The 20,693-nt window shown below is 70.9% G+C and carries 20 protein-coding genes; 7 read left to right on the forward strand and 13 right to left on the reverse strand.

Translation table 11 applies throughout. The annotated features are described in order from the left end of the window. Positions 1-105 precede the first annotated feature (105 nt). Positions 106-1,212, forward strand: a complete 1,107-nt coding sequence (locus ABZ911_RS36040; protein ID WP_358066626.1) for a winged helix DNA-binding domain-containing protein — start codon at positions 106-108, stop codon at positions 1,210-1,212. Here the strand turns inward: ABZ911_RS36040 and ABZ911_RS36045 are convergent. The 3 genes from ABZ911_RS36045 to ABZ911_RS36055 are packed head-to-tail and all read right to left on the reverse strand — an operon-like array spanning position 1,183 to position 4,126. Further along, positions 1,183-2,004: a carbohydrate ABC transporter permease gene (locus ABZ911_RS36045; RefSeq protein WP_358066629.1), complete on the reverse strand. Its 822-nt coding sequence runs from the start codon at positions 2,002-2,004 to the stop codon at positions 1,183-1,185. The two genes, ABZ911_RS36040 and ABZ911_RS36045, sit on opposite strands and share 30 nt — an antisense overlap. Then, on the reverse strand, positions 2,001-2,879 hold the full coding sequence (locus ABZ911_RS36050) for a sugar ABC transporter permease (RefSeq protein ID WP_358066631.1): 879 nt from the start codon (positions 2,877-2,879) through the stop codon (positions 2,001-2,003). The genes ABZ911_RS36045 and ABZ911_RS36050 overlap by 4 nt, the downstream gene beginning before the upstream one ends. Further along, positions 2,876-4,126, reverse strand: a complete 1,251-nt coding sequence (locus ABZ911_RS36055; protein WP_358066634.1) for an extracellular solute-binding protein — start codon at positions 4,124-4,126, stop codon at positions 2,876-2,878. Before ABZ911_RS36055 ends, ABZ911_RS36050 begins: the two co-directional genes overlap by 4 nt. Positions 4,127-4,205: 79 nt before the next feature. Here ABZ911_RS36055 and ABZ911_RS36060 point away from each other — a divergent pair, with 79 nt between their 5' ends. Further along, complete coding sequence (locus tag ABZ911_RS36060; RefSeq protein WP_358066637.1) at positions 4,206-4,991, forward strand: IclR family transcriptional regulator; 786 nt, start codon at positions 4,206-4,208, stop codon at positions 4,989-4,991. Positions 4,992-5,006: 15 nt separating this feature from the next. Then, positions 5,007-5,930: a LysR family transcriptional regulator gene (locus ABZ911_RS36065; RefSeq protein WP_358066640.1), complete on the forward strand. Its 924-nt coding sequence runs from the start codon at positions 5,007-5,009 to the stop codon at positions 5,928-5,930. Here the strand turns inward: ABZ911_RS36065 and ABZ911_RS36070 are convergent. The 5 genes from ABZ911_RS36070 to ABZ911_RS36090 are packed head-to-tail and all read right to left on the reverse strand — an operon-like array spanning position 5,907 to position 10,708. After that, positions 5,907-6,668, reverse strand: a complete 762-nt coding sequence (locus ABZ911_RS36070) for a serine hydrolase (RefSeq protein WP_358066643.1) — start codon at positions 6,666-6,668, stop codon at positions 5,907-5,909. The two genes, ABZ911_RS36065 and ABZ911_RS36070, sit on opposite strands and share 24 nt — an antisense overlap. Next, positions 6,665-8,251, reverse strand: a complete 1,587-nt coding sequence (locus tag ABZ911_RS36075; protein ID WP_358066645.1) for an amidohydrolase family protein — start codon at positions 8,249-8,251, stop codon at positions 6,665-6,667. Before ABZ911_RS36075 ends, ABZ911_RS36070 begins: the two co-directional genes overlap by 4 nt. Continuing rightward, positions 8,248-9,006, reverse strand: a complete 759-nt coding sequence (locus ABZ911_RS36080) for an amino acid ABC transporter ATP-binding protein (protein WP_358066648.1) — start codon at positions 9,004-9,006, stop codon at positions 8,248-8,250. The genes ABZ911_RS36075 and ABZ911_RS36080 overlap by 4 nt, the downstream gene beginning before the upstream one ends. Next, complete coding sequence (locus ABZ911_RS36085) at positions 9,003-9,842, reverse strand: amino acid ABC transporter permease (RefSeq protein WP_358066651.1); 840 nt, start codon at positions 9,840-9,842, stop codon at positions 9,003-9,005. The genes ABZ911_RS36080 and ABZ911_RS36085 overlap by 4 nt, the downstream gene beginning before the upstream one ends. Continuing rightward, a complete protein-coding gene (locus tag ABZ911_RS36090) occupies positions 9,839-10,708 on the reverse strand; it encodes an ABC transporter substrate-binding protein (RefSeq protein ID WP_358066654.1) in 870 nt (289 codons plus the stop codon). Before ABZ911_RS36090 ends, ABZ911_RS36085 begins: the two co-directional genes overlap by 4 nt. Before the next feature lie 144 nt (positions 10,709-10,852). Between ABZ911_RS36090 and lysA the strand changes: the two genes are divergently transcribed. Continuing rightward, positions 10,853-12,115, forward strand: coding sequence for a diaminopimelate decarboxylase (gene lysA, locus ABZ911_RS36095; protein ID WP_358066657.1), 1,263 nt, complete (start codon positions 10,853-10,855; stop codon positions 12,113-12,115). A 1-nt stretch (position 12,116) separates the two neighbouring features. Here lysA and ABZ911_RS36100 read toward each other — a convergent pair whose 3' ends face one another. Beyond that, positions 12,117-13,850 (reverse strand): pyruvate dehydrogenase, encoded by a 1,734-nt coding sequence (locus tag ABZ911_RS36100; protein ID WP_358066660.1) that lies wholly within the window; start codon positions 13,848-13,850, stop codon positions 12,117-12,119. A gap of 111 nt (positions 13,851-13,961) precedes the next feature. Here ABZ911_RS36100 and ABZ911_RS36105 point away from each other — a divergent pair, with 111 nt between their 5' ends. After that, the gene (locus ABZ911_RS36105; RefSeq protein ID WP_358066662.1) at positions 13,962-14,495 is read left to right on the forward strand and encodes a ferritin-like domain-containing protein; all 534 of its coding nucleotides are present in this window, start codon (positions 13,962-13,964) and stop codon (positions 14,493-14,495) included. A gap of 47 nt (positions 14,496-14,542) precedes the next feature. After that, a complete protein-coding gene (locus tag ABZ911_RS36110; protein WP_358066665.1) occupies positions 14,543-15,364 on the forward strand; it encodes a histidine kinase in 822 nt (273 codons plus the stop codon). Here ABZ911_RS36110 and ugpC read toward each other — a convergent pair. From ugpC to ABZ911_RS36130, 4 genes are read right to left on the reverse strand one after another with little or no spacing between them, the layout of a single operon-like run. Further along, on the reverse strand, positions 15,351-16,520 hold the full coding sequence (ugpC, locus tag ABZ911_RS36115; protein ID WP_358066668.1) for a sn-glycerol-3-phosphate ABC transporter ATP-binding protein UgpC: 1,170 nt from the start codon (positions 16,518-16,520) through the stop codon (positions 15,351-15,353). The genes ABZ911_RS36110 and ugpC overlap by 14 nt on opposite strands. A 3-nt stretch (positions 16,521-16,523) precedes the next feature. Continuing rightward, positions 16,524-17,336 carry a carbohydrate ABC transporter permease gene (locus ABZ911_RS36120; RefSeq protein ID WP_358066671.1) on the reverse strand — a complete coding sequence of 271 codons (813 nt, stop codon included), beginning with the start codon at positions 17,334-17,336 and terminating at the stop codon, positions 16,524-16,526. Further along, positions 17,333-18,241 carry a sugar ABC transporter permease gene (locus ABZ911_RS36125; RefSeq protein WP_358066674.1) on the reverse strand — a complete coding sequence of 303 codons (909 nt, stop codon included), beginning with the start codon at positions 18,239-18,241 and terminating at the stop codon, positions 17,333-17,335. The genes ABZ911_RS36120 and ABZ911_RS36125 overlap by 4 nt, the downstream gene beginning before the upstream one ends. Further along, positions 18,238-19,482, reverse strand: a complete 1,245-nt coding sequence (locus tag ABZ911_RS36130) for an ABC transporter substrate-binding protein (RefSeq protein WP_358066677.1) — start codon at positions 19,480-19,482, stop codon at positions 18,238-18,240. The genes ABZ911_RS36125 and ABZ911_RS36130 overlap by 4 nt, the downstream gene beginning before the upstream one ends. Positions 19,483-19,660: 178 nt before the next feature. Between ABZ911_RS36130 and ABZ911_RS36135 the strand changes: the two genes are divergently transcribed. Continuing rightward, positions 19,661-20,683, forward strand: coding sequence for an endonuclease/exonuclease/phosphatase family protein (locus ABZ911_RS36135; RefSeq protein ID WP_358066680.1), 1,023 nt, complete (start codon positions 19,661-19,663; stop codon positions 20,681-20,683). Positions 20,684-20,693 lie beyond the last annotated feature (10 nt).

Here is a 20,693-nt window from a genome sequence, read left to right on the forward strand (position 1 = left end):
CGCCGTCATCTGGCACAACTGGAACACCGGCGCACCCGTGAAACGGTCCCTGACCGCCTACGATCACTAACCCGAATTTCACATCAGCGATCTAGCGTGTATCCCATGGAACCCGTTCTCACCCGCCTCGACCTGAACCGTGCCACCCTGCACCGCCAGCACCTGCTGAGCAGGTCGGGGCTGTCCACCGCCGAGATGGTCGACCACCTGGCGGGCCTGCAGGCGCAGACCCCGCACACCTGGTACACGGGGCTGTGGAACCGCATCGAGAACTTCCGGGCGGAGGACGCCTCGGATCTGCTGGCCGGGCGCGAGCTGGTCCGCGTCGCGCTGATGCGCTCGACCATCCACCTGGTCGGCGCGCGCGACTGCCTGGCGATGCGGCCGCTGCTCGAACCGGTCACCGGGCGGATGACCAGGTCGACGTTCGGCAAGCAACTGGACGGCGTCGACCTGGACGAGCTGGCCGCGCTCGGGCGCTCGCTGGTGGAGGAGCGGCCGATGACCTTCGCCGAGCTGGGCAAGGCGCTGAACGGGCGCTGGCCGGACCACGATCCGCACGCGCTCGGCCAGGGCCTGCGGTGGCGGGTGCCGCTGGTGCAGGTGCCGCCGCGCGGGCTGTGGGGGCGCAGCGGGCCGGTCGCGCACACCAGCGCCGAGCACTGGCTGGGCGCGCAGGAGCCGCCGATGCCCCCGGCGGAGATGGTGCTGCGCTACCTCGCCGCGTTCGGCCCGGCCTCGGTCAAGGACGTGCAGACCTGGTCGGGGCTGACCCGGCTGGCTGAGGTGGTGGAGTCTCTGGAGCTGGCCCGCTTCCGCGCCGACGACGGCACGGCCCTCTACGACCTGCCCGACGCTCCCCAACCTCCCGCGGACACGCCCGCCCCGGCGCGGCTGATGTACGACTACGACAACCTGTTCCTGTCGCACGCCGACCGGTCGCGGGTGATCACCGAGCGGGCCAGGGCGGTGTTCCCCGCGTTCGTCAAGGCGAACGTGCAGCCCCGGATGATCCTGCTGGACGGCTTCACCGCGGGCGACTGGACGACCAGCAGGGCCAAGGGCACCACCACGCTCTCGATCCACCAGTGGGACCCGTTCTCCGCCGCGGACCTGGCGGCGGTCACCGAGGAGGCGGCCCGCCTGCTGGAGTTCCTGGCCCCCGGCGACCGGCACGAGGTGTCAGTCCTTCACGGCGCCTCCAAGACCTGACACCAGCTTGCGCTGGACCGCGACGAAGAAGATCAGCACCGGGATCGTCATCAGCGTCGAGGCCGCCATGATCCCTCCCCAGTCGTTCTCGTCCGGTTTGAAGAACACCAGCAGGGCGGCGGGCAGGGTCTGGCTGTCCTTGGCCGAGATGATGAAGGTCCTGGCGAAGAGGAAGTCGTTCCACGCGGTGATGAAGGAGAACACGCTGGTCGCTACCAGGCCGGGCGCGACCAGCGGGAACAGGATCCGCCAGAGCACCACCGGGCGGCTGGCGCCGTCGATCATCGCGGCCTCCTCCAGCGACTCGGGGACCGCCGCGACGAAGCCGCGCATCATCCAGATCGCGAACGGCAGTGAGAAGGCGAGCTGCACCAGCACCAGCGAGGCCAGCGTGTTGAGCACGCCCAGGTCGCGCATGAGGAAGAACAGCGGGATGGTCAGCGCCTCGACCGGCACCATCTGGGCGATCAGGAACATGATCAGCACGGTGGTGCGGAACTTGAAGTGGAACCTGGTCACCGCGACGGCGGCGAGGAAGGCCACCAGGGCGGACAGCACGACGACGGTCAGCGCCACGGCGGCGCTGTTGAGCAGGTAGCGGCCGAAGTTCTCGCCGGTGAGCACCCGCTCGAAGTGGTCGAGGGTGGGCGACAGCGTCCACGGGCGGACGTCCAGCGACTGGATCTCGCCGGCGGGCTTGAGCGCCGACAGGACCATCCAGTAGATCGGGAACGCGGTGAGGAACGCGACGACGACGGCCACCGTGTCGGCCGCCAGACGGGACCTGCTCACAGCCTCTCCCCCGAGCGGTAGAGCATGCGGATGTAGACGAGGGTGACGACGAGCAGGATGAGCGTCATGATCACGCCGATCGCCGAGCCGAGGCCGTACTCCGAGGAGCCGAAGGCGGTCTGGTAGGCGTAGACGTTGAGCACCGTGTTCTGCCCGGCGATGCCGCCGCCGCTGGTCATCACGTAGATCTGGGTGAAGATCTTGAAGTCCCAGATGATCGACTGGATCACCACGATGGTGATCAGCGGCCGCAGCACCGGGACGACGACCTTCCAGAACGACTGCCAGGCCGAGGCGCCGTCGAGCGAGGCGGCCTCCAGCACCGAGGCGGGGATGGCCTGGATGCCCGCGTAGAGGGTGAGCATGACCAGGGGGAAGGAGTGCCACACCACGGTCGCGCCGACCACCCCGAAGGTGACCCATTTGTCGTAGAACCAGCTGTACCCCTCGATGCCGAGCACCTGGTTGACCAGGCCGAGGTCGGCGTCGAAGAGGAACATCCAGACCGTGGAGCCGGTCATCGCCGGGGCCGCCCAGGCCGCCAGCGCGGCCAGCGACAGCAGCAGCCCCGGGACGCGACCGGCCCGGGTGAGGACCACGGCCAGGAACGCGCCGACGGCCAGGGTGGCGGCGACGAGGGCGGCGGCGAACACCACGGTCTGGCCGAGCACCGACCAGAAGCGCTCGTCGCCGAGCAGCCTGGCGTAGTTGGCGAACCCGACGAAGCTGGTCGGCTCACCGCCGCTGACCTGGGCCTGCCGGTAGTCGAAGACCGACAGCAGGCCCAGCATGTAGATCGGGTAGCCGAACAGCGGGACCAGGACGGCGGCCGCGGGCAGCAGGTAGAGCCATGCCCGCGGCCGAGCGTGCCTCACGACCCGCCGAAGGCCGACTTGACGGCCGCGGCCGCCTCCGTGGTCGCCTGGTCGACCGTCGCCCGACCGGTCGCGACCTTCTGCAGCATGGTCGGGATGACCTTACCGTTGTCGATCTTCACCCAGGCCGGGTCGATCGGCACGAACCGGGTGCCCTTGGCCACGGTCTCCAGGAACGGCTTGAGGAACGGCTCCCTGGCCGCGACCTCCTCCCGGGCCGAGGTCAGCGTCGGCAGGTTGCCCATGGCGTCGTACATCTTGGCCTGGTACGCCTTGCCGCCGAGAAGCTGCACGAACTTGACCGCCAGGGACCTGTGCGCGGCGTTCTTCATGACGCCGAGGTTGTTGCCCCCGGCGAAGGCGGGCGCGATCGAGCCCTCGGCCGAGCCCGGCAGCGGCACCACGGCGTACTTGCCCGCCGCCGCGCCCGCGTCCACGGCCGAGCGGCTGAAGTTGCCCAGGATGCCCATGGCCGCCTTGCCACTGGCGAACAGCTCCACGGTTTTGCCGCCGGTCAGGCCCGCGCAGGCCTGGGGCGGGCAGACGTCGTCGGCCAGCAGGTCGGTGTAGGCCTTGACGCCCTTGCGGGACTCGGCGCTGTCGAGGCTCTGGATGTCGCCGCCGGCGTCCCAGACGAAGGGCAGCGCGCCGAAGGTGTACTCGCCGCCTACCGCTATGCCGTACAGGTCGGGTTTCTTGGCGCGGATGGTGCGGGCGGACTCGGTGAGCTGGGTCAGGGTGGTCGGGGGTTTGAGGCCGAGGTCGGTGAAGACGTCGGTGCGGTAGTACAGGGCGCGGATGCCGATGAACCAGGGCAGGCCGTACAGCTTGCCGTCGACCGTGGCGGACTTGACCAGGTCGGCGGTCAGGTCCTGGCTCGTGAGGTCGGCGCTCAGGTCGGCGAAGCCGCCCGCGGTGGCGTACTCAGCCAGGTCGGTGTTGCCGTACTCGGCCACGTCCGGCGCGCTCGCCGGGTCGTTGAAGGCGCCCTTGAACTTCTCGTGCCTGGCGGGCGTCGTCGGGATGTAGGTCACCTCGACCTTCACCCCCGCGTTCGCGGCCGTGAACTCCTGGATCGCCTCGTTGATCACCTTTTCTTTGGGGGCGCGGTTGGGCTCGTCGAACAGCCACACCCGGAGCGTTCCGGTCTTCTCGTCGCCGCCGCCCGTGGTGGGAGCGGTGGAAGGGGCGCAGGCGGCCAGCGCCAGGAGGGCGACTCCAGCCGCGGCACAGTAAAGAAACTTCACTAATACCTCCTCGACGCTGACCCTAGGAAGGCGGGAGAGGTGCGTGAAGACCTCCGCGGGAGTTGTTGTGCAGTGCACAATGGCCTGCGTGTCAGGGGAACGGAATCGCTCGGCCTCCCTGCGCCGGGGGCTGGCCGTACTGGAGCACGTCCGCGACCACGCGACCGGCGAGCAGGGCCTGTCCCTCACCCGGCTCGCCGAGGCGCTCGGCCTGGCCAAGAGCAGCGTGCTCAGGCTGACCACGCCGCTGCTGGAGTCCGGGCTGCTCGAACGCGACCGGCGGACCGGCGCCTACCGCCTCGGCCACGGCGCCCTGCACCTCGGCCAGACCTACCTGGCCGCGCTCGACCTGCGCACGGTGGCCGCCGAAGAGTCACACCGGCTGATGAGCGAGGCGCACGAGACCGTGCACCTGGTCGTCTACGACCCACCGCACGTCGTCTACGTCGACAAGGTGGAGCACGAGGCCACGGTCCGGATGGGCTCGCGCATCGGCAGCAGGGGCCCGGCGCACAGCACCGCGGTCGGCAAGGCGATCCTGGCCTGGCAGCCGGAGCCCGCCATCGACGAGGTCATCGGCGCGGGCCTGCCGCCGCGCACCGAGCACACCATCACCGACCCGGCCCGCCTGCGCGCCGAACTGACCAGGATCAGACGGTACGGCTACGCCGTCGACGACCGCGAGAACGAGCCCGAGGTCCGCTGCGTGGCCGCCCCCGTCTTCGACCACCACGACGCCGCCCGCTCAGCCATCTCGGTCTCTGGGCTCACCTCGCGGATCACCGCCGCCCGGGTGCGCACCCTCGGGCCGCTGGTCGCGGAGGCCGCCGCACGCATCTCGGCGAAACTCGGTTCCACCAGGTGACCTACCCTGGGGCACGTGCTGAGTAGTAATCGCCTGAGGGTGCTGCTGGAGGTCTTCAGGACGGGCAGCATCGCCGGAGCGGCCAGGGTGCTGAAGCTGTCGCCCTCGGCCGTGTCCCACCAACTGGCCCGACTGGAGGACGAGGCCGGCGTCGGCCTCGTCGAACGCAACGCGCAGAGCCTGCGGCTGACCGAGGCCGGGCGTCGCCTCGCCGTGCGCGCCCAGGAGGTCGTCGACATCATCGAATCGGCCGAGAAGGACCTGCTGGCCCAGGCCAGGGTCGACTCGGGCGAACTGCGCATCGGCTTCTTCGCCTCGGCGGGCTACCGGCTGCTGCCGCTGGCGCTGGCCCGCTTCGCCTCCCGCTACCCGAGCGTCGCGCTCGACCTGGCGGAGGGCCAGCCGTTCGAGCTCATGTCCGACCTGGAGCGCGGCGCGCTGGACGTGCTGGTCGTCTTCGAGCACGCGCTCGACCCGTGGAGCTGCCCCGACGGGGTGGAGGTGCTGCACCTGTTCGACGAGCCGCAACTGCTGGTCGTGCCCACCGGGCACAGCGCCGGCATGCGCCCCAAGGTACGGCTGGCCGACCTGGCCGACCAGCCGTGGATCACCACCTTCGGCGCCGAGCACCCGGTCTCCATCCTGGAGCGGGCCGCGATGCTGGAGGGCTTCACCCCGCAGATCCGCTGCCGCAGCGACCACTACGAGGTGACGCTCGGCCTGGTGCGGGCCGGGCTCGGCGTCGCCCTGGTGCCGAGCCTCGGCCTGCACGGGGCCACCGGCGTACAGACCTGCCGCCTGCTGACCCCGCAGCTGTTCCGCAGGATCGGCGTGGCCAGGCGGCCGACCAATCCCAACCCGGCCGCCCGGTCCTTCATCGCCTACCTGCGCACCGCCTCGGCGCAGTTGCGCAACTCACTCGATCCAGGACTCCGCTGAGGCCGCGATGACCAGCCCCGCCTGCCGTACGGCGGCCGCCAGTTCCTGGTCGGAGCCGGGCTCGCCGTGGGCGAGCACGGCGTAGGCGACCCGGCCGCGGACGATGCCGACATCGGCCCGGACACCGACGTCGGTGCCGGTCTTGTTGGCCAGCCAGTCGCTCTCGGGGTCGTGCCCGAGCAACGCGGGCACCAGCCCGTGGTCGGTGTTGGCCGTCATCCACTCGCGCATCAGCGCCTGCCAGCCGAGATCGCCGGCCACCAGGCAGGCCAGGTGGGCCAGCTCGGCCGCGGTGCCGAGGGCGAACGTCGGCGGGTGCTCGGGCCCGCGCGGCTCCCTGATCCGGTCCAGCAGCCTGGTCCTGGACAGGCCCAGGGCCGAGGCGGCGGCGTTGACCCGGTCGACGCCGACCCGGCGCAGCAGCGCGTTGGTCGCGGTGTTGTCGCTGACCGCCGCGGTGAGCAGGGCCAGGTCGCCGACCGTCCAGGTGCGCCCGGACATGCCGAGCAGCAGGCCCGAGCCCTCGCAGTAGTCCTCGTCGCACAGCTCGACCTGCTCCTCGGGCCGCAGGATGCCGCCCTCGATGCTCATCGCCACCTCGGCCAGCAGCAGCAGCTTGCCGACGCTGGCCAGTGGCAGCTCCACGTCCTGGTCCCGGGAGAGCGCGCGCCTGCCGCCGATCTCGCGGACGCTGACCGCCAGCGTGCCGGGGCAGGCGATCTCTTCGAGCTGTCTCACAGGCTGACGATCCTTCCGGGGAGTGCGCCGGTGAGGACGCCGTCGCGCGCCACCACCTGTCCGGCGGCGATGACGGCGTGCAGACCCACGGGCGGGAGCAACGGCTCAGCATAGGTGGCGCCGTCGGCCACCGTCACGGGGTTTAGGACGACCAGATCCGCGTGCGCGCCGTCGCGCACGACGCCCCGGCCGGTCAGCCCGAAGCGTTCGGCGGCCATGCCGGTCATCTTGTGCACGGCCTTCTCCAGCGGGAACAATCCCTGCTCGCGCGCGTAACGGCCGAGCACCCGGGGGAAGGTGCCGGCCAGGCGCGGGTGCGGATGCCCCGGCTTGGGCACGCCGTCCGAGCCGATCATGGAGAACTCGCTGCCGAGCACCCGGACCACGTCGTCCTCGCGCATCGAGTGGCTGATGATCGTCACCTGGCCGCGCTCGGCGATGAGCAGGTCCGCGACCGTGTCCAGCGGGTCGCCGCCGAGCTCGGCGATCGTGCGGCCCTCCAGCTCGGGATGGCGGGGCGCGCCCGCGATCGAGATGCGGTCCCAGCCGCCGTTGCCGACGGTGTTCTCCCAGCCGGGCACCCCGTCGGCGATGGCGGCGCGCATCCTGGCCCGCTCGCCGCCGTCCCTGAGGCGCGCCAGCAGTGCCTCGGTGCCGCCGTCGTTGGCCCACGGCGGCAGCATGGCCGACAGGGTCGTGCTGCCCTCGGTGTAGGGGTAGACGTCGCAGGTGACGTCCAGGCCGCTCGCGCGCAGTTCGGCGATCCTCGGCAGGGTGCGCTCGGTCCTGCCCCAGGCGTGCTTGCCCGCGGTCTTGTGGTGCGAGATCTGCAGGGCGGCGCCGCTCTTCCGGGCGATCTCGACGGCCTCTTCGAGGGCTTCCTCGACGCGGGACATCTCGTCGCGCAGGTGGGTGACGTACGGCCGGCCGTACCGGGCCGCGACCTTCGCCAGGGCGACGACCTCGGCGGTGTCGCCGTAGGTGCCCGGGGTGTAGATGAGGCCGGTCGACAGTCCGGCCGCGCCCGCCGCCAGCGCCTCGTCGAGCAGCGCGCACATGGTGTCGAGCTCGTCCGGGGTGGCCGGCCGGTCCGCGTACCCGACGACGCCCGCCCGGAGCGTGCCGTGGCCGACGAGCGAGGTCAGGTGGTTGGGCCTGGGGGTGGCCCGGTGCGCCGCAGCGAACCCCCCGTAGTCCCGAAATATCGGTACTTCGCCGCCGAAGGTGGCGCGGCTGGACTCACGCATCGCGTCCAGCCGCTCGGGCAGCGCCGGGAAGAGGCTGGAGCCGCAGTTCCCGGCGATCTCGGTGGTGACGCCCATCAGCACGGGCGCCGCGGCGAGGGCGGCGGCGTGCTCGCCGAGCAGCGTGGCCGCGTCGGAGTGGGTGTGCACGTCGATGAAGCCGGGCGTCACGACCAGCCCGGCACAGTCGATCACCTCGGCCGCGTCCGGGCCCTGGCCGTCGGGCTCAGGGGGAAGCAGGACGATCCGGTCGCCGACGACGCCGACGTCCGCGCGCCGCGAAGGCGCGCCCGTGCCGTCGGCCACCAGGCCACCGGCAAGGAGCAGGTCGAGGTTCACAACACCTGCCCGAGGAACGCACGGGTGCGCTCGTGCACGGGGTTGGCCAGCACCTCGCGCGGCTTCCCCTCCTCCACGATCATCCCATCGTCCATGAACACGAGGTGGTCGCCCGCCTCCCTGGCGAACCCCATCTCGTGCGTCACCACGATCATGGTGATCCCGCTCGTGGCGAGATCGCGCATCACGGTGAGCACCTCCTGCACGAGTTCGGGGTCGAGCGCGCTGGTCGGCTCGTCGAAGAGCATGACCTTGGGGTTCATGGCCAGGCTGCGGGCGATCGCCACCCGCTGCTGCTGACCGCCGGACAGCTGCGCCGGGTAGTGGCCCGCGCGGTCGGCCAGCCCGACCCTGGCGAGCAACTCCCTGGCCTGAACCCGCGCCTTGTCCTGGGACACGCCCTTGACCCCGCACGGGCCCTCCATCACGTTCTCCAGCGCCGTGCGGTGCGGGAACAGGTGGAAGCGCTGGAAGACCATGCCGATCTTCTCCCGCTGGCGGCACAGCTCCTCGGGCCTGAGCAGGTGCAGCTTGTCGCCCTTCTCGCGGAAGCCCATGAGCTCGCCATCCACCCAGACCCGGCCGGAGTCGATGGTCTCCAGGCGGTTCACGCAGCGCAGCAGCGTCGACTTGCCCGAGCCCGAAGGGCCGACCACGCAGGCCACGCCGCCTTCGGGCACGTCGAGGCTGACGCCCTTGAGCACCTCGAGCTTGCCGTACGACTTGCGGACGGACCTGATGCTCACCATCGTCATGTTCTCTCCCCCCTGCTGAAGCGCTTCTCCAGGAAGTGCTGGCCGACGCTGGCCACGCTGGTCAGCAGCAGGTACCAGACCGAGGCGACCACGAGCAGCGCGATCACCTCGAAGTTCTCGAGGTAGATCCGCTGCGACACGGTGAGCAGTTCCGCGCCGGCGATGACCGAGACCATGGAGGTGGTCTTGAGCATCGAGATGAACTGGTTGCCGGTCGGCGGGATGATCACTCGCATGGCCTGGGGCAGCACGATACGGCGCAGGATCTTCGCGTGCGACATGCCGAGCGACTCGGCGGCCTCGCGCTGACCGGGGTCGACCGAGCGGATGCCCGCCCTGACGATCTCGGCCATGTAGGCGCCCTCGTTGATGGCCAGGCCGAGCAGCGCCGCGGTGAACGGCGTGATCAGCTCGTTGGCCCCCCACTGCAGGAACATCGGCCCGCCGAACGGGATGCCGAGGCCGATCTCCGGGAAGAGCAGCCCGATGTTGAACCAGAAGATGAGCTGGACCAGCAGCGGGGTGCCGCGGAAGAACCACGTGTACAGGCCGGACGCGCCGCGCAGCACGGAGCTGTCGGACAGCTGCATGACCGCGGCGAGCATGCCGAGCGAGACGCCGATCAGCATGGACAGGATGGTCAGCGCGATCGTGATCCACAGGCCGCCGATGACCCGGCCGTCGAACAGATACTCCGCGACGATGTCCCAGTGCAGGTTCTCGTTGACGATGATCGTGTAGAGCAGCCAGGCGAGGGCGAACGCCGCCACCACCGCGGCGACGATCCGCCCCGGCCGGGGCGGCTTCACCGCGTCGATCGGAAGTTCGGGCGTCACGACGCGCCGGCGTTGATCGTGACCTTGGTGACGGCGTTGGGCGTCACCTTGTACTTGTCGAGGATCGCCTTGTACTCGCCGCTGTCGATCAGCTCCTGCAGCGCCTTGGCGACGGCGTCACGCAGTTCGGTCTGCCGCTTGTCGATGGCGATGCCCCACGGTCCGGCCTCGTACTGCTCGGCCAGGACCTCGTACTTGCCGGTGTCGTTGGCGTACATGTAGGCGACCGGCGAGTCGACGATGGTGGCGACGGTACGGCCCGAGTCGATGGTGAGCAGGCCGGTCGGGGCGTCCTCGCTCTGCAGGATCTCCATCTTCTGCGCGCACTTCTCGTTCTGCTTCTGGCCGATCTCCAGGTTGGAGCTGCCCTTGGCCAGCACGACCTTCTTGCCGCAGAGGTCCTCCAGGGTCTTGATGCCCTCGGGGTTGCCCTTCTTGACCATGAGCGAGCCGCCGGCGTTGAAGTAGTCGACGAAGTCGACGGCCTTGCGCCGCTGCTCCAGGTCGCTCATCGAGGACATGACCAGGTCCCAGCGTCCGCCCTGCAGGCCGGGGATCAGGCCGTCGAAGGCGGCGTTGGTGATCTTGGTGGTGAGGCCGAGCTGCTTGCCGATGGCGGTGGCCAGGTCGGGGTCGACGCCGGTGAGCTCGCGGGTGCCGGGCTTGTACATCTCCATCGGGGGGTAGCCCTCCGACGTGGCGACCCGCAGCTCGCCCGACTCGCGGACCTTGGCGGGAACCAGTTCCTTGGCACTCTTCCCGCTGGCGGCCGAGGCGGTCGGCGCGGCCGTACCGGACGTCGAGCGACCGCATCCCACGCCCAGCGCGCAGACGGCCACCAGGGCGATGACCAGGTGTTTCCGCATGGTTCCTCCACATTCACAACAGTGAGGGACATAGTCGCGACGTTCCGCTACCAGCCCAACAGTCGTGAAGGCTTACGAGCCTGAGCATCGAATCCCTGGATGCTCCACCGGGAGCCCGCGCGAGCTTCCCTAGGCTTCCGTCCCATGAGTCTGGTGATCGAGAACGTGTGGCCGCGTACCGCGTCGTGGTCCGGCGGTGAGCTGACCCTGGGTGGCGTCGGCGTGCGGGCGCTGGCCGCGGAGTACGGCACACCGCTGTACGTCATCGACGAGGCCGACTTCAAGGAGCGCTGCCTGAGCTGGCTGGACGCGCTGCCCGACGGCGACGTCCACTACGGCGGCAAGGCCTTCCTCTGCCCCGAGGTGGTCCGCTGGCTGGCCGAGCTCGGCCTGTCCCTCGACGTCTGCACCGGCGGCGAACTGGCCGTCGCGCGAGCCGGCGGGATGCCGCCCGAGCGGGTGGTCTTCCACGGCAACAACAAGTCGCCCGCCGAGCTGCGCAAGGCCGTCGAGTGGGGCATCGGCTGCGTCGTCGTCGACTCCTTCACCGAGATCGACCGCCTCGCCGCGATCGCCCGCGAGCTGGGCGTCCGCCAGCGCGTCATGATCCGGGTGACCCCCGGCGTCGACCCGCACACCCACGCCTTCATCGCCACCGGCGGCGACGGCTCCAAGTTCGGCTTCTCCCTCAGCGCCGGCCTCGCCATGCGCGCCGTCGCGCACGTCCTGTCCGAGCCCTCCCTGGAGCTGTACGGCCTGCACTCCCACATCGGCTCCCAGATCCTCGAAACCGACTCCTTCCGCCTGGCCGCCGCCCGCATGACCGACTTCGTCGCCGCCGTGGAGGCCGAGCACGGCTACCAGGTCACCCGCCTGGACCTCGGCGGCGGCCTCGGCATCGGCTACGTCCCCGGCGACCCCCTCCCGCCCACCCCCGCCGAGCTGGTCGCCGCGCTGCAGAAGGAGACCGGCGGGCTGCACCTGGCCGTCGAGCCGGGCAGGTCCATCGCCGGGCCCTCCACGGTGGCGATCTACGAGGTCGGCACCATCAAGGGCGACTTCGTCAGCGTCGACGGCGGCCTGAGCGACAACCCCAGGCCCGCGATGTACGACGCGAACTACATCGCCGCCCTGGCCTCGCGCGCCTCGACGGCCGGGCCGCGGCCGGTCACCGTGGTGGGTAAGCACTGCGAGAGCGGCGACGTGCTGGTCCGCGACCTGCCGCTGCCCGCCGACCTGACCCCGGGCGACCTGCTGGCGGTGCCGGTGTCGGGCGCTTACCAGCGCTCCATGGCCAGCAACTACAACCACGTGCCGCGCCCGGCCGTGGTCGCGGTGCGCGACGGCGGAGCCCGCGCGGTGGTCAGGCGGGAGACCGAAGAGGACCTGCTGCGCCTCTACTCGTGAGTCAGGGCCTCGGAATGTTGCGCAGGTTCGACCGCGCCAGGTCGAGCATCCGGCCCACCCCGCCGCCGAGCACGATCTTGCCCGCCGCCAGCGCGAACCCCTTCACCTGGGCGGCGGAGATGTTCGGCGGCATGGACAGCGCGTCGGGATCGGTCACCACGTCGACCAGGCACGCCTCCGGCAAGGCCAGCGCGGTGGCCAGCACGTCCCGGACGTCGCTCGGCCGCTCCACCCGGACCGCTTCGAGGCCGACGGCCCTGGCGATCGCCGCGTAGTCGACCGGGGCGTGGTCGGTGCCGAAGTCCGGCAGGCCGTCCACCAGCATCTCCAGCTTGACCATGCCGAGCGAGGAGTTGTTGAACACCACGATCTTCACCGGCAGGTCGTGCAGCTTGACCGTGAGCAGTTCGCCGAGCAGCATGCCGAGCCCGCCGTCGCCGGACATCGACACGACCTGCCGGCGCCGGTCGGCGAACTGCGCCCCGATCGCGTGCGGCAGCGCGTTGGCCATCGAGCCGTGCAGGAACGAGCCCATCACCCGGCGCCGGCCGTTCGGCGTGAGGTAGCGGGCCGCCCAGACGTTGCACATGCCGGTGTCCACGGTGAACACGGCGTCGTCGGCGGCCAGTTCGTCCAGCACGTCGGCGACGTACTCCGGGTGGATCGGGCTGCGGTCCTTCAGGCCGCCCGCGTAGGCGCCGACCACCTGTTCGAGCGCCTTGGCGTGCTCGCGCAGCATCCGGTCGAGGAAGGACCGGTCGTGTTTGCGCTCCACCTGCGGCAGCAGAGTGCGCAGCGTCTGGCCGACGTCGCCGTGCACGGCCAGGTCCAGCGGGGTGCGCCGGCCGAGCCGTCCGGCGTCGTGGTCCACCTGGACCGTGCGGCGGCCGGGCAGGAAGCTGTCGTAGGGGAAGTCGGTGCCGAGGAGCACCACCAGGTCGGCCTCGTGCATCGCCGTGTGGCAGGCGCCGTAGCCGAGCAGGCCGCTCATGCCCACGTCGTAGCGGTTGTCCCACTGGATCCACTCCTTGCCGCGCAGCGTGTGCCCCACGGGCGAGAGCGCGCGCCCGGCCAGCGTCATCACCTCGTCGTGGGCGTCGCGCGTGCCGGCCCCGCAGTACAGCATCACCTTCTTCGCCGCGTTGATCGCGGCGGCCAGCTCGGCGACCTGGGCGTCCGGCGGGTGCAGGGTGCCGCGCCGGACCAGCAGGTCGCTGGAGCCGGTCGGCGCCGCCGCCTCCTCCTGGGCCACGTCGCCGGGCAGCACGACCACCGAGACACCGCCGTAACCGACGGCCTGCTGCACCGCGCCGCGCAGCACCCGCGGGAGCTGCGCGGGCGTGCTGATCATCTCGCAGAAGTGGCTGCACTCGACGAACAGCCGCTCGGGGTGGGTCTCCTGGAAGAACTCGGTGCCGATCTGCTCGCTCTCGATGTGCGAGGCCAGCGCGAGCACCGGCGCGCCGCTGCGGTGGGCGTCGTACAGGCCCTGGATCAGGTGGGTGTTGCCGGGGCCGCAGCTTCCGGCGCAGACCGCCAGCCTGCCGGTCACCTGCGCCTCCGCCGAGGCGGCGAACGCGCCCGCCTCCTCGTTGCGGACGTGGATCCACTCGATGCCCTTGGCCCGGCGGATGGCGTCGACCACGGGGTTCAGGCTGTCGCCCACCACCCCGTAGATGCGCTGGACGCCCGCCTGAAGCAGGACCTCGACGAACTGCTCGGCAACGGTGCTCATGGTCACACCGATTGCCCCGAAGCGGGCTGGTCAATCCCAAGTGATCGCAAGATGCACGCCTGTTTGCCAGGGCGTGAGCATCGTGCCCCGCTGCGCGGGCATATGCGGGCCATGGCTGAGTTCCTGACCGACATCAACACCATCCGCGAGCGCGCGAGGGCGGAGATCGGCAAGGGTCCGATCACCGACGCCTACGGTGCCGACCTGGAGCGCGTGATCCAGGTGTGCAACGAGGCCCTGGCCACCGAGCTCGTCTGCGTCCTGCGCTACAAGCGCCATTACTACACCGCCTCGGGCATCCAGGCCGAGTCCGTGGCCCAGGAGTTCCTGGAGCACGCCGGCGAGGAGCAGGAGCACGCCGACAAGCTGGCCGCCAGGATCGTGCAACTCGGCGGCGCTCCGGACTTCGACCCCGACACGCTCTCCGGCCGGTCGCACTCGCAGTACGACGCCAGCCTGGGCCTCAAGGAGATGATCAAGGAGGATCTGGTCGCGGAGCGGGTCGCCATCGCCTCCTACACCGAGATCATCCAGTGGCTCGGCGACAAGGACGTCACCACCCGCAGGGTGTTCGAGGAGCTCCTGGCCAAGGAGGAGGAGCACGCCGACGACCTGAAGAGCCTGCTGGAACGGGTGCCCACCTGACGAACCGGCCGGAGCTCACCGGCCGCGCTGCCGTAGAGTCGCCTGCGATGCCCACCAATCGCCGCCTTCTGCACGCCCTGCTCGCCCGCCGCCTCTGGGCGCCGGCCGCCGTGGGGGTGGCGCTGGCGGTGGTCGCCGTGGCCACCTGGCCCGGCCAGGCCTTACGCGAGCGCGCCGCCCTGGCCGCCGCCTGCCTCGTGCTGCCCACGACCGCGCTGCTGGCCGCCGAGGTCGTCCGGAGCAGGCGCGAGCTGGCCCGCGCCCGCGCCGAGAGCGCCGAGGCGCGCGAGCGGCTCAGGCTGGCGGGCGAGCTGCACGACGTGGTGGGCCACAGCATGGCGGGCATCGGCGTGCAGTCCTCGGCCGCGCTGCACCTGCTGAACGAGGAGGAGGCCGAGGCGGTCGCGGCGCTGCGGGCGATCAGAACGGCGAGCAGGGCGGCGCTGCGCGAGCTGCAGTCCACCACGGGCCTGCTGCACGGCGAGAGCCCCGGCCTCGACCGGCTGGACGCGCTGCTGGACGCGATGCGCCAGGCCGGGCTGGCCGTACGGCCGGAGCGGGACGGCGAGCCCGCCTACCTCCCGGCGCCGCTCAGCCACGCGGCCTACCGGATCGCCCAGGAAGCCCTCACGAACGTCCTGCGCCACGCGGGCCCCAGCGCGACCGCCACCATCCAGATCGGGTACGGCAGAGCCGAGCTCACCCTGCGGGTGACCGACGACGGCCCCTCCCCCGCCGAGCAGGGCCCCGAGAGCGGAATCGCCGCCATGCGCGCCCGCGCCGAGGCGCACGGCGGCACCCTGACCGCGGGCCCCGGCGACGAGGGCGGCTTCGAGGTGACCGCCCGGCTCCCCCTCACACCTCCGTGAGGTTGCTCCCGCTCTTCGGGTCGAACAGGTGGACGGCGTCGGAGTCGAACCAGATCTTCATCGGCCGCCCCTCGCGCGCCGCCGACTTCGGGTCGAGCTGGGCGACGATCTGCACCACTCCGGGCACGTCGTCGGCGCCGGCGTCCCTGGCCACCTCCGCGAGGTGCTCGGACTGGGCGGCGCCCGACTCCAGCGTGAAGTAGGCGAGCTTCTCCGACCCCATCGACTCCAGGATGTCCACGCTGTCGGTGAACGTGCCGCCGTGGCCGGGGTCGCCGGCGAGGGCAGCGTCCTGGAACGCCTCGGGCCGGAGCCCGACGATCACCTCGCCGGGCACGCGCCGGGTGGCCATCGCCCGGCGCACCCGGTCGCCGAGCGGGATGGTGCCGATCCCGGTGCGCAGGCCGCCCTCGGACACCTCGGCGGGCAGGAAGTTCATCGACGGGGAGCCGATGAATCCGGCCACGAACAGGTTGGCGGGGTGGTCGTACAGCTCCTGCGGGGCGCCCACCTGCTGGATCAGGCCCGAGCGCATGATCACGATCCGGTCGCCGAGGGTCATCGCCTCGGTCTGGTCGTGCGTGACGTACACCGTGGTCGTGCCGAGGTTCTTCTGCAGGCGCGAGATGGAGGTGCGCATCTGCACCCGCAGCTTGGCGTCGAGGTTGGACAGCGGCTCGTCCATGAGGAACGCCTTCGGGCTGCGCACGATGGCGCGGCCCATCGCGACCCGCTGCCGCTGGCCGCCGGACAGGTTGGCGGGCCTGCGGTCGAGGTGCGGCTTGAGGTCGAGCAGGTCGGCCGCGTGCTCGACCTTGGCGTCGATCTCGGTCTTGGCCAGTTTGGCGAGCTTGAGCGGGAAGGCGATGTTCTCCCGCACGGTCATGTGCGGGTAGAGGGCGTAGGACTGGAAGACCATCGCGATGTCGCGGTCGCGCGGCGCCTTCTCGTTGACCCGCGCGCCGTCGATGCGCAGCTCGCCCTCGGTGATGTCCTCCAGGCCGGCGATCATGTTCAGCGTGGTGGACTTCCCGCAGCCCGAGGGGCCGACCAGGATGACGAACTCGTGGTCGGCGATCCGCAGGTCGAAGCGGTCGACGGCGGTGGTGCCGTCGGGGTATCTCTTGGTCACTCCGTCGAGGACGATCTCAGCCATCGGTCAACCCTTCACGGCTCCTGAGGTGAGGCCGGCCACGATCCGGCGCTGGAAGAACAGCACGAAGATCACGATGGGTGCGGTGATGACCACGGCCGCCGCCGAGATCGACCCCGTCGGATCCTCGAACTGCGAGCTGCCGGTGAAGAACGAGATCGTCGCCGGGGCGGTCCTGGCCGCGTTGGAGGAGGTCAGCGAGATGGCGAAGAGGAAGTCGTTCCAGCAGGTGATGAAGGCCAGGATGGCGGTGGTCACCATGCCGGGCGCCGCCAGCGGTGCGATGACCTGCCGGAACGCCTGGAACGGGGTGGCCCCGTCCATCTTGGCCGCCTTCTCCAGCTCCCAGGGGATCTCCCGGAAGAACGCCGACAGCGTGTAGATGGTCAGCGGCAGCGCGAAGGTGATGTACGGCAGGATCAGCCCCAGCCAGGTGTTGAACAGCCCGAGACCGCGCTCGATCTGGAACAGCGGCGTCACCAGCGAGATCTGCGGGAACATCGCGATCAGCAGCGAGAAGCCGACCAGCACCTTCTTGCCGGGGAAGGTCAGCCGGGCCACCGCGTAGGCGGCCATGGTGCCGAACAGGATCGCGACGAACGTGGAGATCAGCCCGATCCCGATCGAGTTGATCAGGCCGCGGGTGAAGTCGTCGTTCCGGAAGATGCCGGAGTAGTTGGCCCACGTCCACCGGGTCGGGACGAACGAGCCGTCGGTGAACGTGCTGGGGTCCTTGAACGACAGCGACACGATCCACAGCACCGGCACCAGCGCGTAGACCAGGACCACCAGGTCGACGAGCGCCCATCTGGCCTTCATCGGCCGTCACCTCCGGGCGCGGCGGCCCCGAACATCTTGATGAAGATGAACGCGATGATCGCCACGGTGATCAGGATCAGCACCGACATCGTGGAGCCGATGCCGAGGTTCAGCCCGCCGATCAGGTTGTGGTAGGCGGTGATCGACACCGAGCTGGTGTCCTGCGCGCCGTTGGTCAGCACGTAGATGTTGTCGAAGATGCGGAAGGCGTCCAGGGTGCGGAACAGCAGCGCCACCAGGATGGCCGGTTTCATCAGCGGCAGCGTGACCCGGACGAAGCGCTGCCGGCGACTCGCGCCGTCCATGGAGGCGGCCCGCAGCAGTTCCTCCGGCACCACGGCGAGGCCCGCCATCAGCAGCAGGGCCATGAACGGCGTGGTCTTCCAGATCTCGGCCACGATGATGATCGCGATCGCCGGGCCGCGCTCGGTGAGCGGGGCGCTGCCCGCGGGCAGCAGGTTCGCCAGCCAGCCGGTGCCCGGCGTCCACGCGTACTTCCAGCCGTAGGCGGCGGCCACGGTGACGATGCCGTACGGGATCAGCATCACCGTGCGGACCAGGCCCTTGCCGACCAGCGTGCGGTACATCACGATCGCCAGCAGCATGCCCAGCACCAGCTCGACGGCCACGCTGACCACGGTGATCAGGATCGTCACCCAGAACGCGTTCCACCAGTAGGGGCTGGCCAGCACCGTGCCGTAGTTGTCCAGGCCGATCCACACCTGGTCCTGCGGGAAGCGCAGGTCGTTGCGCTGCAGCGACAGCAGGAACGAGTAGATGATCGGCCAGCCGGTCACCGCGACCATGATGATCATCGCGGGGGCGCTCAGCCACAGCCCCAGCCGCCGCTCGGACCGCTTGCCCTCGCTGAGCAGCGCCCGTGCCCTGCCCGCCCGGTGGCTCACGGCAGCACCCCCTTGCTCCGCAGCGCGTCGGCGATCTGCTCCCGCAGTTCGGCCAGCGTGGCGGGCGGGTCGATCGCGGCGGGCGGGGACAGGATCGCCGAGGTCACCGTCGAGACGTTCTGGTAGGTGGGGGTCTTCGGGCGGGGCGCGGCGCTCTTCAGCGCGTCGAGGATGGCCTGCCGCATCGGGTACGGCCTGACCATCTCGGGATCGTCGTAGACCGCCTCGATCGTCGGCGGCAGCCCGTCCTTGACCGCGGCGGTCTTCTGGCTCTCCGCGTCCCGCAGGCACAGCGCCGCCTGGAACGACTCCTCCGGGTGCCGCGAGTAGCGGCTGACCGCGAAGTTGGCGCCGCCGAGCGGCGAGGCCCCCGGCCCGTCGATGCCCGGGTAGGGCGCCCATCTGAAGCTCGGCAGCAGCTCCGGCTTGTTGGCGGCCATCGACGCGTACACGTAGGGCCAGTTGACCTCGAAGGCGGCCCTGCCCCCCTCGACCGCGAGCCGCGCCTCGTCCTCGTGCGTGTTGGGTAGCGACGGGTCGGCGGCCTTCGACCTGGCGTAGTCGCGCATCACCCGCAGCGCCTTGAGCGCGGGCGGCCCGAGTGCGACCCGCATCCCGTCCGGCGTCAGGATGCTCCCGCCCGCGGACACGACCACACTGTTGAACCAGACGACCAGCCCCTCGTACTGCGCGCCGGTCACCTCGCCGTAGTGCGGCCTCCCCTGCGCGGCCAGCTTCGCTGCCGCCTCCATCAGCTCCCGCCACGTCCGCGGCGCCCGCTCCACCAGATCCCCGCGATACCAGAGCAACTGCACATTCGTCGTGTACGGCGCCGCGTACATCCTGCCCCGCCACATCGCGGTCTCCAGCGGCTTGGCCAGCGTCCCCGCCCGCGCCCGCTCGGCGTGCTCCCCCGTCCACTCGCGGATCCAGCCCGCCTGGGCCAGCTCGGCCGTCCACGTCACGTCCAGGCCGAGGACGTCGAGGCCGGGGTCGGCGGCGGCGAGTCTGCGCACCATCTGCTCGCGCTGGCCGTCGGCGTCGCGGGGCAGGACGTTGACGACGATCCGGTAGCGTCCGGCGGCCAGCCGGGTGCAGCGGTCGGCGATCGCGTCGATGTTCTGCTGCGGCGAGTTGTACAGGTTGACCACCGGCACGCCCCCCTCCTCGTCCGCCCCGCAGGCCGCGGCCAGTGACGCGACGCAGACCAGCGACGCGGCCACCCCGAGCCCGCAACGCATCCGACTGCCCCCTTCACGCTTGCCTCCCCCCTAGAAGATCACACAAAGTCACCGCTTCGCCACTCTCCGCCAAAGCCTGTGGACAAAGGCGCCACGCCCCTGGCTCTGCACCAAAGCTGCACGAACGCCGATTAGGGTCAAGCCTGGAAACCACGGCACTAGCGAGACGAGCGACACGGTGAGCATCACAACCGAGACGAAGCCGATCCCCGAGGACGCCGGCGCGCGGCGTCCCAGGCGGCGCGGGCGCTGGTTGTCGTGGACCGTGACAACGTTCTTCGCCCTCTGGGCGATCGTCCGGGTCGGCGGCCTGGAGCAGGGCTCGTTCCCCACCCAGCTCATGACGATGACGCCGTACGCGGTGGTGCTGGCCCTGCTGACCGCGCTGCTGGTGGTCAGGCGCAACCGCCCGGCGGCGGCCGTCGCCCTGGCCGCCTGCCTCGCGCTGGCCGCCACGGTCGCGCCGCGCGCGTTCTCGGCCCCGGCCGACAGCGTCCACGCCAGCTCCGGTACGCCACAGGCCGCGGGCGCCCCACTGCGGGTGCTGACCGTCAACCTGTTCGGCCGGGCGGACGCGCAGGCCGTGGTCAAGCTGGTCCGCGAGTACCGGCCCGACGTGTTCAGCGCCCTGGAGCTGACCCCCGAGAGCGTCACGGAGCTCGACGCGGCCGGGCTCGGCACGCTCATGCCGCACCGGGTGCTGCAGGCCGACTGGGGGGCGACCGGCAGCGGCCTGTTCGCCAAGCACCCGCTCGCCCCGCTCGACGATCTGTTCACCCCCATCGGGCACAACATGCCCGCCGCGACCCTCACGCTGCCCGCCGGCGAGCGGGTGCAGGTGGCCGCCATCCACCCGAACCCGCCGCTGGGCCGTATGGAGGCCGAGTGGAACGCCGCGCTGGACGCCTTCCCCTCGGCCTCCCCCGACGTGATCCGCGTCCTGGCCGGCGACTTCAACGCCAGCCTGGACCACCGCGCGATGCGCGACCTGCTGGACCGGGGGTACGCCGACGCGGCCGACCAGGTGGGTAAGGGCTTGGTGCCGACCTGGCCGAACGGCAGGAAGATACCGCCGATCATCACGATCGACCACGTCCTGGCCGACCGCCGGGTGTCCGTCACCCAGGTCGAGATCCTCGACGTCCCCGGCACGGACCACCGGGGCGTCTTCGCCGACCTCCGCCTGCCCTCCACGCTGTAGCCGTACGCGG

Origin of the sequence: Nonomuraea sp. NPDC046570 (genome assembly GCF_040645915.1) — a bacterium.
In the GTDB taxonomy this organism is placed as follows: domain Bacteria; phylum Actinomycetota; class Actinomycetes; order Streptosporangiales; family Streptosporangiaceae; genus Nonomuraea.

Excerpts from the sequence above, each read along its gene's own strand:
- ABZ911_RS36130 (WP_358066677.1), bottom strand. The coding sequence starts at position 19,482 with ATGCGTTGCGGGCTCGGGGTGGCCGCGTCGCTGGTCTGCGTCGCGTCA.
- ABZ911_RS36040 (WP_358066626.1), top strand. The coding sequence starts at position 106 with ATGGAACCCGTTCTCACCCGCCTCGACCTGAACCGTGCCACCCTGCAC.
- lysA (WP_358066657.1), top strand. The coding sequence starts at position 10,853 with ATGAGTCTGGTGATCGAGAACGTGTGGCCGCGTACCGCGTCGTGGTCC.
- ABZ911_RS36105 (WP_358066662.1), top strand. The coding sequence starts at position 13,962 with ATGGCTGAGTTCCTGACCGACATCAACACCATCCGCGAGCGCGCGAGG.
- ABZ911_RS36060 (WP_358066637.1), top strand. The coding sequence starts at position 4,206 with ATGGCCTGCGTGTCAGGGGAACGGAATCGCTCGGCCTCCCTGCGCCGG.
- ABZ911_RS36110 (WP_358066665.1), top strand. The coding sequence starts at position 14,543 with ATGCCCACCAATCGCCGCCTTCTGCACGCCCTGCTCGCCCGCCGCCTC.
- ugpC (WP_358066668.1), bottom strand. The coding sequence starts at position 16,520 with ATGGCTGAGATCGTCCTCGACGGAGTGACCAAGAGATACCCCGACGGC.
- ABZ911_RS36120 (WP_358066671.1), bottom strand. The coding sequence starts at position 17,336 with ATGAAGGCCAGATGGGCGCTCGTCGACCTGGTGGTCCTGGTCTACGCG.
- ABZ911_RS36090 (WP_358066654.1), bottom strand. The coding sequence starts at position 10,708 with ATGCGGAAACACCTGGTCATCGCCCTGGTGGCCGTCTGCGCGCTGGGC.
- ABZ911_RS36080 (WP_358066648.1), bottom strand. The coding sequence starts at position 9,006 with ATGACGATGGTGAGCATCAGGTCCGTCCGCAAGTCGTACGGCAAGCTC.
- ABZ911_RS36100 (WP_358066660.1), bottom strand. The coding sequence starts at position 13,850 with ATGAGCACCGTTGCCGAGCAGTTCGTCGAGGTCCTGCTTCAGGCGGGC.